At 68.4% G+C, this 12,330-nt stretch carries 12 protein-coding genes; 6 read left to right on the top strand and 6 right to left on the bottom strand.

The annotated features are described in order from the left end of the window. Positions 1-183 precede the first annotated feature (183 nt). The 4 genes from ADBZ5U_RS02935 (at position 184) to phoU (ending at position 5,316) form a co-directional block, all read left to right on the top strand. On the top strand, positions 184-1,182 hold the full coding sequence (locus ADBZ5U_RS02935; RefSeq protein WP_526262187.1) for an acyl-ACP desaturase: 999 nt from the start codon (positions 184-186) through the stop codon (positions 1,180-1,182). 11 nt (positions 1,183-1,193) lie between these two features. Continuing rightward, positions 1,194-2,354, top strand: a complete 1,161-nt coding sequence (gene dusB / locus ADBZ5U_RS02930) for a tRNA dihydrouridine synthase DusB (RefSeq protein ID WP_526262185.1) — start codon at positions 1,194-1,196, stop codon at positions 2,352-2,354. 180 nt (positions 2,355-2,534) lie between these two features. Then, positions 2,535-4,586, top strand: coding sequence for an LCP family protein (locus ADBZ5U_RS02925; RefSeq protein WP_526262183.1), 2,052 nt, complete (start codon positions 2,535-2,537; stop codon positions 4,584-4,586). Between the two features lie 64 nt (positions 4,587-4,650). After that, the gene (gene phoU, locus ADBZ5U_RS02920) at positions 4,651-5,316 is read left to right on the top strand and encodes a phosphate signaling complex protein PhoU (protein WP_526262181.1); all 666 of its coding nucleotides are present in this window, start codon (positions 4,651-4,653) and stop codon (positions 5,314-5,316) included. A gap of 4 nt (positions 5,317-5,320) precedes the next feature. Here phoU and pstB read toward each other — a convergent pair whose 3' ends face one another. The 6 genes from pstB to ADBZ5U_RS02890 all read right to left on the bottom strand — a co-directional run bounded on the left by pstB (position 5,321) and on the right by ADBZ5U_RS02890 (position 10,996). Beyond that, entirely contained in the window at positions 5,321-6,097 is a 777-nt protein-coding gene (gene pstB, locus ADBZ5U_RS02915; protein WP_526262179.1) for a phosphate ABC transporter ATP-binding protein PstB, read from the bottom strand. A gap of 8 nt (positions 6,098-6,105) precedes the next feature. Further along, positions 6,106-7,020 carry a phosphate ABC transporter permease PstA gene (pstA, locus tag ADBZ5U_RS02910; RefSeq protein WP_526262177.1) on the bottom strand — a complete coding sequence of 305 codons (915 nt, stop codon included), beginning with the start codon at positions 7,018-7,020 and terminating at the stop codon, positions 6,106-6,108. Then, positions 7,020-8,048 (bottom strand): phosphate ABC transporter permease subunit PstC, encoded by a 1,029-nt coding sequence (gene pstC, locus ADBZ5U_RS02905; RefSeq protein ID WP_526262175.1) that lies wholly within the window; start codon positions 8,046-8,048, stop codon positions 7,020-7,022. The genes pstA and pstC overlap by 1 nt, the downstream gene beginning before the upstream one ends. A gap of 63 nt (positions 8,049-8,111) precedes the next feature. Further along, entirely contained in the window at positions 8,112-9,227 is a 1,116-nt protein-coding gene (gene pstS / locus ADBZ5U_RS02900; RefSeq protein ID WP_526262173.1) for a phosphate ABC transporter substrate-binding protein PstS, read from the bottom strand. 135 nt (positions 9,228-9,362) lie between these two features. Further along, positions 9,363-10,238: a mycothiol synthase gene (gene mshD, locus ADBZ5U_RS02895; RefSeq protein WP_526262171.1), complete on the bottom strand. Its 876-nt coding sequence runs from the start codon at positions 10,236-10,238 to the stop codon at positions 9,363-9,365. Continuing rightward, positions 10,235-10,996: a winged helix-turn-helix domain-containing protein gene (locus ADBZ5U_RS02890; protein ID WP_526262169.1), complete on the bottom strand. Its 762-nt coding sequence runs from the start codon at positions 10,994-10,996 to the stop codon at positions 10,235-10,237. The genes mshD and ADBZ5U_RS02890 overlap by 4 nt, the downstream gene beginning before the upstream one ends. Positions 10,997-11,082: 86 nt before the next feature. On the opposite strand from ADBZ5U_RS02890, the gene lmeA reads away from it, so the two are divergent. Beyond that, positions 11,083-11,883, top strand: a complete 801-nt coding sequence (gene lmeA / locus ADBZ5U_RS02885; protein ID WP_526262167.1) for a mannan chain length control protein LmeA — start codon at positions 11,083-11,085, stop codon at positions 11,881-11,883. Then, positions 11,880-12,299 carry a thioredoxin family protein gene (locus ADBZ5U_RS02880; RefSeq protein WP_526262165.1) on the top strand — a complete coding sequence of 140 codons (420 nt, stop codon included), beginning with the start codon at positions 11,880-11,882 and terminating at the stop codon, positions 12,297-12,299. Before lmeA ends, ADBZ5U_RS02880 begins: the two co-directional genes overlap by 4 nt. Positions 12,300-12,330 lie beyond the last annotated feature (31 nt).

Raw genomic sequence — 12,330 nt, 5'->3', positions numbered from 1 at the left:
CCAGGATCTTCTTCACCGCTACCTCCGACACCAAACGCCCACTACGCCTCGATATCGCGAATATACCGCCGTCCCGTTACCCCCGCACCGCCGATGGACACACCACCACCGGTAGGAACTTGAATGTCACCGCCAGACACAGATATATTGGTGCAACCACGAGGTACAGATACCGGAGGACCGATGTCCCAAGAGCTGAGCAATATCGAACTGCTGCGCGAGCTCGAACCTGTCGCCGAGAAGCTGATCAACCGGCACATGTCGATGGCCAAGGACTGGAACCCCCACGACTACATCCCGTGGCAGGAGGGCAGGAACTACTACGCCCTCGGCGGCCAGGACTGGCATCCCGAGCAGGCCCAGCTCTCCGAGGTGGCCCGCACGGCCCTGGTGCAGAACCTGCTGACCGAGGACAACCTGCCGGCCTACCACCGCGAGATCGCGATGAACTTCTCCATGGACGGGCCCTGGGGCTACTGGGTAAACCGCTGGACCGCCGAGGAGAACCGGCACGGCATCTCCATCCGCGACTACCTGGTCGTCACCCGCAACGCCGACCCGGTCGAGCTGGAGGAACTGCGGGTGGAGCAGATGACCCGCGGCTTCTCCCCCGGCCAGAACCAGCAGGGCGACCTCTTCGCCGACACCCTGTTCGACTCGGTGATGTACGTCAGCTTCCAGGAACTGGCCACCCGGGTGTCGCACCGCAACACCGGCAAGGCCTGCAACGAACCGGTGGCAGAGCAGCTTCTCGCCCGGATCTCCAACGACGAGAACCTGCACATGATCTTCTACCGCGACATCAGCGCCGCCGGCCTGGACATCGCCCCGAACATGGCGATGGAGTCGCTCTACCGGATCCTGAAGAACTTCAAGATGCCCGGCTACACCGTTCCGGAGTTCCGCCGCAAGGCCGTCATCATCGCCACCGGCGGCGTCTACGACCCGCGGATCCACCTCGAGGACGTGGTGATGCCGGTGCTCAAGAAGTGGCGGATCTTCGAACGCGAAGACTTCACCGGCGAAGGCGCCCGGCTGCGCGACGAACTCGGCAAGCTCATCACCGAACTCGAGGAGACCTGCGTCAAGTTCGAGGAGGCCAAGGAGCGCAAGCTCGAGCGCGACGCCAAGCTCGCCGAGAAGCGCGCCGCCAAGGCGGCACTGGCCGGAGCGACCACATAGCCGAACAGCAGATGGCCGCACAGCAGCGAACAACCGGGCTGCGGATCGGGTCGCTGACCCTCCGCAGCCCGGTCGTCTTGGCGCCGATGGCCGGGGTGACCAACGTCGCCTTCCGGACCCTGTGCCGCGAACTGGAGGTCGCCAGAGCCGGCACCGTCAGCGGGCTCTACGTCTGCGAGATGGTGACCGCCCGCGCGCTGGTCGAGCGCCACCCGGTGACGATGCACATGACGACGTTCGGGCCGCAGGAGTCCCCGCGGTCGCTGCAGCTCTACACCGTCGACCCGGCCACCACCTACGACGCGGCGAAGATGATCGTCGAGGACGGCCTCGCCGACCACATCGACATGAACTTCGGCTGCCCGGTGCCCAAGGTCACCCGCCGCGGCGGCGGCGCGGCGCTGCCCTACAAGCGGCGGCTGTTCGGCCGGATCGTCGCCGCGGCGGTTCGCGCCACCGAGGGCACCGACATCCCGGTGACGGTGAAGTTCCGGGTCGGCATCGACGACGGGCACCCCACCTTCCTGGACGCCGGACGCATCGCCGAGCAGGAGGGCGCGGCCGCGGTGGCCCTGCACGCCCGCACCGCGGCCCAGCGTTACTCCGGCGCCGCGGACTGGAACCGCATCGGCGAACTCAAGGCGGCCGTTGCCGGCATCCCGGTGCTGGGCAACGGGGACATCTTCGAGGCCCCCGACGCGTTGGCGATGATGGCCTCGACCGGCTGCGACGGTGTGGTGATCGGCCGTGGCTGCCTGGGCCGGCCGTGGCTGTTCGCCGAACTCTCGGCGGCGTTCGGCGGCGCCCCGGCGCCGGTGCCGCCCAACCTCGGCGAGGTGGCCGACATCATCCGCCGCCACGGCGCGCTGCTGGCCGCGCACTTCGGCGAGGATAAGGGCATGCGCGACATCCGCAAGCACGTCGCCTGGTACCTGCACGGCTTCCCGGCCGGTTCCGACCTGCGGCGCGGCCTGGCCCTGGTGCGGACCCTCCGGGAACTCGACGCCCTGCTCGGCCAACTCGACCCCACCGTCCCGTTCCCCCCCGCGGCCCAGGGCGCACGCGGCCGGCAGGGCTCCGCCGGGTCGGTCGCGCTGCCGGCGGGCTGGCTGGACGATCCGGACGACTGCACGGTGCCGGTCGGCGCCGATGCGATGAATTCGGGCGGCTGAATCGAGACCGCACAGCGATGACAGCGGCATCGTGCGGGACTGGCAAGCTCTCAGGTTGGGAAAGTACGATTGGTTCCTTGCTGTGGACTTCAGGTCCGACGGGGTGCCCACAACCGGCACCGCCTTGTAGGCGCACTGCCGCACCTGCATCATTCACCCCAAGCCGGAGGCTGTCTGGACATGAGTGACGGCGATAGCGCCACTCCCGGCCGCAGCGGCGCACCCGGCGACAGGCCAGGATCCCCCGGGCCGCACGCCAATCCCGGCCGGGCGCCCTGGGAGCGCGTCCACACCCCCAGCCAGCCCACCGGCACCCACAGCGAAGGTGTGGCCGTCGCCGACCTGATCGCCAAGGTCACCGGCGCCCCGGCCAAGATCACCGGCGACCCGGCCGCCAGACCGCTCACCCGGCGCGGCGTCGACGTCACCCCCCCGCCCGAGGACGTGACCGTCCCGATCGCCGTTCCCGACGAGATCCCGGACCTGGGCTCGACGGCCCGTTCGCGTCGCCCCGCGGCGCGACGCGCCCCGGCCCCGCCCGACAGCCCGCCCCCGACTCCCCCGCCGGCCGCGGTGGTCGCGGCGGACCGGCCCCGGCGCCGCCCGGTCCTGGTGTTGGCCCGGGTCACCGCCGCCCTGATCGCGGTGACCGCGCTGGCCCTGACCGGTGCGGCCTGGCAGTGGCAGTCCGCCAAGAACAAACTGCTCAACACCATCGCCGCGCTGGACCCCAACTCCAGCGACATCCGCGACCCCAGCGGCCAGACCGGCGACCAGAACTTCCTGATCGTGGGGGTGGACAGCCGCAGCGGCGCGAACGCAGACCTGGGCGCCGGCGACACCAGCCTCATCGAGGGCGCCCGCTCGGACACCATCATGCTGGTGAACATCCCGGCCAGCCGCAACCGCGTCGTCGCGGTGTCCTTCCCACGCGATCTGGCGATCGCCCCGATGAACTGCCAGGCCTGGGACCCCGAGTCCGGCAAGTACGGCCCCGTCTACGACAAGACCAACGGGGAATGGAGCGAGAACGAGCGCCCCACCACCACAAAACTCAATTCCGCCTACGCCCTGGGCGGCCCGAAATGCCTGGTGAAGGTGATCCAGAAGATATCCGGCCTGTCGATCAACCGGTTCATGGCGGTGGACTTCACCGGTTTCGAGAAGATGGTCGACGCCCTGGGCGGGGTGGAGATCTGCAGCACCGCACCTCTGGAGGACAAGGAACTCGGCGTGGTGCTGGCCACCGCCGGCCGCCAGAACCTCGACGGCCATACCGCGCTGAACTACGTGCGGGCCAGGTCGATCACCCGGGAGGACAACGGCGACTACGGCCGGATCAAACGCCAGCAGATCTTCCTGTCCTCGCTGCTGCGGTCGTTGATCTCCTCGGAGACGCTGTTCGACCTCAACCGACTCGACGACGTGGTCAACACCTTCATCGAAGACAGTTACGTCGACAACGTCCAGACCCGCGACCTGGTCCGACTGGGGCAGTCGCTGCAGGGCATCAACGCGGGCCGGATCACCTTCGTCACCATCCCCACCACCGGCAAGGCCGACGACGAGGGCAACGAGGTGCCGCGCACCGAGGACGTTCGGGCGCTGTTCGACTCGATCATCGACGACGAGCCGCTGCCCGGGGAGAACGACCTCAACGAAACCCTCAGTCCCCGAACGGAAACCAGGACCACCACCGGCAGCTCGTCGGGGTCGGCCTCCGAGGAGTCCGAGACGTCCGGTTCGACCGCAGCGGAGACGTCCGCTGAGACTTCGGACGAGGCCACGGTGACGACGAGAATCACCGAGCAGGTCAAGGCGGTGGCCGCCGACCCCCGGGACGTCACCGTGGCGGTCTCCGACTCCACCGACGGCAGCGGTCTGGCCGAGGAGGCCACCGAGAAGTTCGACGCGTACGGGTTCCAGGTGCGACAGCCCGACTACCACTCGGACTTCAGCAGCGTCTACGGGACCACCGTGTACTACTCGCTGGGCAACGAGCAGGCCGCCGCCACCGTCGCGGCGACCTTGCCCGGCGCCCGCATCGAGCGCATCAGCGGCCTCGACGAGGTGGTCCATGTGGTGCTCGGCTCGGACTTCTCCGCGGTGAAGTACCCGCAGGCCAGCGGTACCACGCTGACGGTCGACGTCGTGCACGCCGGTGGGACCACCTCCACCGAGCTGCCGTCGGACCTGACCGTGACCAACGGTGCCGACGTCCGGTGTGAGTAGCACTTCACCCCGCGTTCAGGTCCTGGACCGACGCAGGTCGCCGAACCGACAGTACGATTGACGCATGCGCACCGCCTACCACGAACAGCTCGCCGCCCTCAACGGGCAGCTGGCGGAAATGTGCCGACTGGCCGGCGTCGCGATGGAACGGGCAACCCAGGCGTTGCTGCAGGCCGATCTGGTCCTCGCCGAGCAGGTGATCGGCGACCACGAACAGATCATGTCCTCCAGCGCCCGCGCCGGGGAGGCCGCCTTCGTGTTGCTTGCCCTGCAGGCCCCGGTGGCCGGTGATCTGCGGGCGATCGTCAGTTCCATCCAGATCGTCGCCGATGTCGAACGCATGGGCGCGCTGGCGCTGCACGTCGCCAAGATCGCCCGCCGCCGTCATCCGCAGCACGCGTTGCCCGAAGAGGTCAACGGTTACTTCGCCGAAATGGGCCGGCTGGCGGTGGACCTGGCCGACAGCGCCCGCGAGGTCCTGATCTCACGGGACCCGGACAAGGCCCGCGAGATCCGGGAAGACGACGACGCGATGGACGACCTGCACCGTCATCTGTTCAGCCTGATGATGGACAAGGAGTGGCGGCACGGTGTCGCCGCCGCCGTGGACGTGACCCTGCTGGGCCGGTTCTACGAACGCTTCGCCGACCACGCCGTGGAAATCTCCCGCCGGGTGATCTTCCAGGTCACCGGGCAACTGCCGGCCGAGGAAGAGATCGCGACTTTCTGAGCGGCTAGCCGAACCGGCCGGAGATGTAGTCCTCGGTCGCCTTCTTGCTGGGGTTGGAGAAGATCTTGCCGGTGTCGTCCATCTCGATCAGCCGACCCGGTTGGCCGGTCTGCTCCAGGTTGAAGAACGCCGTCTGATCGCTGACCCGGGCGGCCTGCTGCATGTTGTGGGTGACGATGACAATGGTGAAGTCGCGCTTGAGTTCGGCGATCAGGTCCTCGATGGCCAGCGTGGAGATCGGGTCCAGCGCCGAGCAGGGCTCGTCCATCAGCAGCACATCGGGTTGGACGGCGATGGCGCGGGCGATGCACAACCGTTGCTGCTGACCGCCGGACAACCCGCCGCCGGGCTTGTCGAGCCGGTCCTTGACCTCGTTCCACAGATTGGCCCCGCGCAGCGAGCGCTCGGCGGTCTCGTCGAGGAGTTGGCGGTTGCGGACGCCTTGCAGTTTCAGTCCGGCGACCACGTTGTCCCGAATCGACATGGTGGGGAACGGGTTCGGCCGTTGGAACACCATGCCGATGGTCTTGCGGACCGCCACCGGGTCGATGCCCGGCGCGTAGATGTCCTCGCCGTCGAGCAGCACCGAGCCCTCCACCCGGGCCCCGGGTATGACCTCGTGCATGCGGTTGAGGGTGCGCAGCACGGTGGACTTGCCGCACCCCGAAGGCCCGATGAAGGCGGTCACACTGCGCGGCGGAATACCCAGGGTCACATCGGCGACCGCGTGAAAGGAGCCGTAGTAGATGTTGACGTCTTTGAGATCGAGTCGCTTGGCCACGGAGATTCCTAAACCTTCTTGGGAGAGAAGAACTTCGCCAGCAGACGTGCGCCGATGTTGAGCGCCGCGATGAGCAGGATGAGGGTCAGCGCGGCGGCCCAGAGGCGATCCGTGGGCACCGGATTGGCCCCCGCCCCGGCAGAGGTCTGGTCGAACATCATGCCCGGCAGCGAACCCATGAAGCCGTTGAACATGTCGAAGTTCATCGCCTGCGAGTAGCCGACCAGGATCAGCAGCGGGGCGGTCTCGCCCATCACCCGTGCCAGCGCCAGCAGGATGCCGGTGACGATGCCCGACAACGCGGTGGGAATGACGATGCGCACGATGGTTTTCCACTTCGGCACGCCCAGTGCGTAACTGGCTTCCCGAAGATCCATCGGGACGATCCGCAGCATCTCCTCGGTCGAGCGCACGATGACCGGGATCATCAGCAGCACCAGGGCCAGCGACACCGCGAAGCCCGACCGGCCGAAGCCGAAGGTGGCCACCCACAGCGCGTAGACGAACAGCGCTGCCACGATCGAGGGCACACCGGTGAGGATGTCCACCATGAAGGTGGCGATCTTGCCCAGCCTGCTGCCGGCGCCGTACTCGACGAGATAGATCCCGACGAAGACCCCGATCGGGATCGAGATGACCGCGCAGACCAATCCCTGCAGCAGGGTGCCGACCAGGGCGTGGTAGGCACCGCCGCCGGCCGCGAAGGCGGTCATGCCGGCCTGGGAGTTCGTCCACCAGGTGGAATCCGCCAGTGTCCGATACCCCTTGCTGAACACCGAGTACAGCAGCCACACCAACGGGACGACGGCGACGCCGACCGACAGGGTGACCAGTACGGTCACCAGGCTGTCGGTGATCTTGCGGCGACGGCTGATCGGGGCGAAGGCCGGCGGTTTCGCCGCCGTGTCGAGCACGGTGGACATCAGCCCGCCCTCCGCGCCACGGTGGCCCGGGCGGCCGAGTTGACGACGAACGTCAGCAGGAACAGCACCAGGCCGGCGGCGATGTAGGCGCCGGCCTTGTACTGGTCGTTGAATTCGGCCGCGGCGGCGGCGATCTTGCTGGCGAAGGTGTAGCCGCCGTCGAACAGCGACCACCCGAACGCCTTCTGGGTTCCGCGCAGGATGATCAGCAGGGCGATGGTCTCACCCAGCGCCCGGCCGAGGCCCAGCATGGCGCCGCTGACGTATCCGGACATGCCGAACGGCAGGACCGTGGTCTTGACGACCTCCCATCGGGTGGCGCCCAGTGCCAGCGCCGCCTCGATCTGCCCGCGCGGGGTCTGCGCGAACACCTCACGGGCGACCGCGGTGATGATCGGCAGGATCATCACCGCCAGGACGATGCCGGCCGTGAAGATAGTGCCCCCGCCGGACACCGACGCGTTGCCCGGGGCGAACAGGAAGATCCACCCGAGACGCTCGTTGAGCCAGAGCGCCACCGGCTTGATCGCCGGCGCCAGCACGTACAGACCCCACACGCCGTAGATGATCGAGGGGACTGCCGCCAACAGATCGACCATGTAGCCCAGCGGGCCGCCCAGTCGCCGGGGCGCGTACTGGGTGAGGAACAACGCGATCCCCAACGCGACCGGCATCGCCAGAGCCAGCGCGAACAGTGAGACGAACACCGTCACCTGAAGCAGGTCGAGGATGCCGAACTGCATGTGGGCGGTGTCGGTGGTCAGCCAGTTGCCGCTGTAGGTGATGAAGTTGGCGTCGTTTCGGGCCAGGGCCGGGATCGCCCTCCAGACCAGGAAGATCCCGATGGCGGCGATCAGGGCGATCACCAGCACACCGGAACCCTCCGCCAGGGCCTTGAAGACCCGGTCCCCCAACCGGACGGTGGCGTGCCGCGAGGGATCGGTCGCCACCGCGGGCTTCTCGCCGAACGGCGCGGCGAGGGCTCCCGCGGATCCGGCGTTCACCGGATCGGGAAGCTCCTCGGTCACGTCCGTCCCATCGCTGAAGCCACGTTCAAGGGTCACCGAAATCACCCGCCTACTACAACGAAATTACGCGATTGCGTTCACCGCGGTCAGCAATCGCTGCTTGAAGGCATCCGGCAGTGGACTGTAACCGGCCGCGGACAGCGACCCCTGCGCGTCGGTCGCGGCCACCGTCAGGAACGACTTGACGGCGGCGGCGGTGTCGGCGGGGTAACCCTTGGAGCAGACGATCTCGTAGGTGGCCAGAACCAGCGGGTAGGCGCCGGGGGCGGAGGTGCCGTAGATCGAGTTGAGGTCGAGGGCCAGGTCGTTACCCTCGGCGGCGGCGAACTTGGCGCCCTCGATGGCCTTGCCGGCCGAGGCGTCGGTGAGCTCGACCGCGCCCGACCCGTTGTCGATCTGAGCCATCAGCAGACCGGCCTGGCTGGCGAAACCCTTTTCGACGTAGCCGATGGCCCCGCCGGTCGCCTGCACTGCCTGCACCACACCGGCGGACTTCTGCGCGCCTTCGCCCGCGCCGCCCTGGAATTCCTTGCCCGCGCCCTTGGTCCAGCTCTGCGGGGCGGCGGTGGACAGGTACTTCTGGAAGTTGTCGGTGGTGCCCGAGGAGTCCGACCGGTACACCGGCACGATCTTGGTGTCGGGCAGTTTCGCACCGGCGTTGAGTTCGGCGATGGCCGGGTCGTTCCAGTTGCTGACGGCGCCGCTGAAGATCTTGGCCAGCACGTCGGCGTTGAGGACCAGCTTGTCGACACCGGGGAGGTTGTAGGCCAGGGCGACCGGGCCGAACACCAGCGGCAGGTTCCAGGCCGGGTTGCCCCCGCACCGCTTGGCGGCTTCGGCGGGCTGATCCTTGGACAGCGGCGAGTCGGATCCGGCGAAGTCGACCTGGTTGGCGATGAACTGGTTGACACCCGCCCCGGACCCGGTGGGGTTGTAGGAGAGGTTCTTGCCGGGGCACTTCTGGCCCCACACCTGGTTGAACACCGCGACGGCGTTCTGCTGTGCCGTCGACCCCTCGGCGGTCAGGGAGTTCTTGCCGCCGCACTCCACCGCCGTCGGGGAACCGGCTTGCGACTCCTTGCCGGCCGACGGCGCGGCGGCGTTGTTGTCGCTGCCGCACGCGGTGAGGGCGGCGATCATCGCCGCCGTGGCAGCCATGCCGAGTGTCTTGCCGGCCATGCCCGTAATCGTCACTGTCCCCTGCTTCCTTTTGTCTCGTTTTCTTGTCTCGTTTTCAAGGGTCGGCGGCAAAGCTATGCGCGGTGGGTGGCCTATTCGGGGATGGCCGGTTAACGGAACGTGAACAGCGGACCCCTAGCAGCGCGAATATTCGGTGTCGGTGCTGTACCTGCGGAAACCGAGCGACTCGTAGGTCGTGATTCCTGCCACATTGTCCGATTCCACATAGAGCATGGCGGTCGAGTCGGAACGGCCGAGTCGCCCGGAAAGGTGTTCCAGGCCTCGCAGCGTGAGTGCTCGCCCCAGTCCGCCGCCCTGGGCGGCCGGGTCCACACCAAGCACATAGACCTCGCCCAGGTGGTCGTCGTGCACCTTGGTCCAGTGGAAACCGCGCAATGCGCCGGTGCTGTCGTCGAAGGCCAGAAACAGCCCCTCGGGTTCGAACCACGACTCCGCGACCCTGCCGGCGATGTCGCTGTCGGTCCAGCCGCCCTGCTCGGGGTGCCAGGAGAACGCCGCGTTGTTGACCCGCAGCAGTTCGGCGTTGTCATCGGCGCCGCGGTAGGTGCGGATGGAAAAACCCTGCGGCACAGACGGTTTGGGGATTTCGTCTAACCCACGTCGCATCTGGATCAGCTCGCGGGCGGCCCGCAGGCCGAACTTGGCCGCCAGCGCCCTCGCCGCGGGCAGGGTGCCGTGGGCCCAGAACCGAGCGGTGTCACCGCTGCGCTGCAGCGCCGCGCCGACCAGTGCCGAACCGACCCCTCGGCGGCGGGCGGACGGGTGCACCGCCAACTCGGCGGTGCCGTCCGGGGTCAGGTTGAGGTAGCCGACCAGGGTGCCGGCCTCGTCGTGGACGAGCAGGTGCTCGGTGCGGTTCCCGACGAGACCGCGCAGCGCCTGCTCACCGACCGGGGCCACCCCGTCGGCGCGCTCGGCTTCGTCGAGAAGCGTTCGGATGGCGCCCTGCCGCCCCGGCGAGAGCGTCCGGCGCCATTGCGGGGCCGTCACTGACCCGGCAGCGAAGCCGACATGGCGCCGGCCTGCGCGTCGCCGCCGCCGTCGGCATCCGGCGCTTCGTCCGCGGCGGAGGGCCGGCCGCGGGCCGGGCGGACGGCCTTGTATCCGACGTTGCGCACGGTTCCGATGAGCGCCTCGTGCTCGGGGCCGAGTTTGGCCCGCAGTCGCCGGACGTGCACGTCGACCGTGCGGGTGCCGCCGAAGAAGTCGTAACCCCACACCTCCTGGAGCAACTGGGCGCGGGTGAACACCCGGCCGGCGTGCTGCGAAAGGTATTTCAGCAGTTCGAATTCCTTGTAGGTCAGGTCCAGCGGCCGGCCACGCAGTCGGGCCGTGTAGGTGCCTTCGTCGATGACCAGCTCACCGAGGCTGACCGTCCCGGCGCTCTCCTGGTCGGCGAGTCCCCCGCGCCGCCCCACCAGCAACCGGAGCCGGGCGTCGATCTCGGCCGGGCCGGTGCCCGGCAGCAGGATTTCGTCGATACCCCAACCGACGTTCACGGCCACCAGACCGCCCTCGTTGACGACCGCCACCACCGGGACCGCGGCGCCGGTGGTGCCCAGCAGCCGGCACAGTCCCCGCGCGGCGGCCAGCTCGGCGCGCGCGTCCACTATCGCGATGTCGGCCGACCCGGCCTCCAGCAGGGACGCCACCTCCATCGGCGCCGGGCGCACGGTGTGCGACAGCAACGCCAGTGACGGCAGAACCGACTCCGGATCGGGGTCGGCGGTGAGCAGTAGCAGGTCCAACGAACTCTCCCGGTTTGCCGCTCACTCTAACCGGCGACCTGCTGTTTCGCCGATTCAGGCGGTGCGGGCGGGCGGTAGGCCAGAATGTGCGGGTGCAAAAACTCGTCGCCGGCGCGGGGGTCTCCGCGTTGGTACTCGGACTCGGGGCGCTGGGCGCCGACACCGGGGCGTCGATCTACGCGGAGTACCGGCTTTCCCGCCATGTCCGCAGCGCAGCGGGTCTGACGTTCGATCCGTGGGTCGCAATTCTGGGCTTCCCGTTCATCCCGCAGGCGCTGCGGCACCGCTACGACGAATTGGAGATCAAGTCGGCGGGCACCGAACATCCGGTGGTGGGCAGCGTCACACTGGAGGCCACCATGCACGACATCGGACTGACCGACGCTTCCTGGCTGATGCGCCCCGATGCGGACCTTCCGATGCGCATGCTGGAAAGCCGGATCATCATCGACTCCCGGCGCGTCGGTGCGTTCGTCGGGATCAAGGACCTCAACGTCCAGGCCCCCGCCGAAGAGGCCGACGACGCCACCGGCGGCACCACCGAGTCCGGTATCTCAGGCAGCAATGGGCTGATCCTCTCCGGCACACCGACCAAGGCGGGATTCGACAAACGGGTCAGCGTGACCGTGGATCTGTCCACAGCGGGCCCGGACGAAACCACGCTCGTCATCACCCCGACCGCGGTGGTGACCGGGCCCAACACCGCCGATCAGGACGTGCCGGGCGAAAAACGGGCCGCCGTGCTGGGGGCGTTCAGTGCCTCCATCCCCGGTCAGCGCCTGCCCTTCGGACTGGCTCCCACTTCCAAAGGGGCACGCGGTTCGGACCTCATCATCGAGGGGATCGCCGAGGACATCACGGTGCGACTGAACGGATTCCGGCAGTGAGCGCCATTGCGACCGCGGCGGCGGCCATCGCGGCCGCGTTGGGGGCGGCCGGGTTGGCCGGCGCCGTGCACAATCTCCGGTCCGGCAGACTCCGCGACACCGAACACCCCGACGATCTCGACACCGCCGATCTGGGCCTGTCGAGTACCGGGCCGACGATCGTGCACTTCACCGCCGTGTGGTGCGGTCCGTGCGCGGCGGTCCGCAGGGTGATCAAGGGCGTCTGCGCCGACCTGCCCGAGGTCGCCCACGTGGAGATCGACATGGACGCACACCCCGGCGCCGCCCGCAGGTTGTCGGTGCTGTCGCTGCCGACGACCTTCATTTTCGACGCCGACGGTCGGCAGCTGTTCCGGTCGGCCGGGGTGCCCAGGGCCGCTGATCTGAAGACGGCCCTGCAGCCCCTGCTTCCGTAGCCGCCCCCGCCATGGTTGACCCGAACGCCAT

The organism is Mycobacterium sp. (genome assembly GCF_040398885.1).
Lineage (GTDB): Bacteria > Actinomycetota > Actinomycetes > Mycobacteriales > Mycobacteriaceae > Mycobacterium.
The sequence above is the reverse complement of the archived record's forward strand: the minus strand, read 5'-3'. Positions and strand labels throughout refer to the sequence as shown.

Bases quoted from the DNA above. Each gene is read 5' to 3' on its own strand.
- ADBZ5U_RS02935 (WP_526262187.1), top strand. From the start codon at position 184: ATGTCCCAAGAGCTGAGCAATATCGAACTGCTGCGCGAGCTCGAACCT.
- dusB (WP_526262185.1), top strand. From the start codon at position 1,194: ATGGCCGCACAGCAGCGAACAACCGGGCTGCGGATCGGGTCGCTGACC.
- ADBZ5U_RS02925 (WP_526262183.1), top strand. From the start codon at position 2,535: ATGAGTGACGGCGATAGCGCCACTCCCGGCCGCAGCGGCGCACCCGGC.
- phoU (WP_526262181.1), top strand. From the start codon at position 4,651: ATGCGCACCGCCTACCACGAACAGCTCGCCGCCCTCAACGGGCAGCTG.
- pstA (WP_526262177.1), bottom strand. From the start codon at position 7,020: ATGTCCACCGTGCTCGACACGGCGGCGAAACCGCCGGCCTTCGCCCCG.
- pstS (WP_526262173.1), bottom strand. From the start codon at position 9,227: ATGGCCGGCAAGACACTCGGCATGGCTGCCACGGCGGCGATGATCGCC.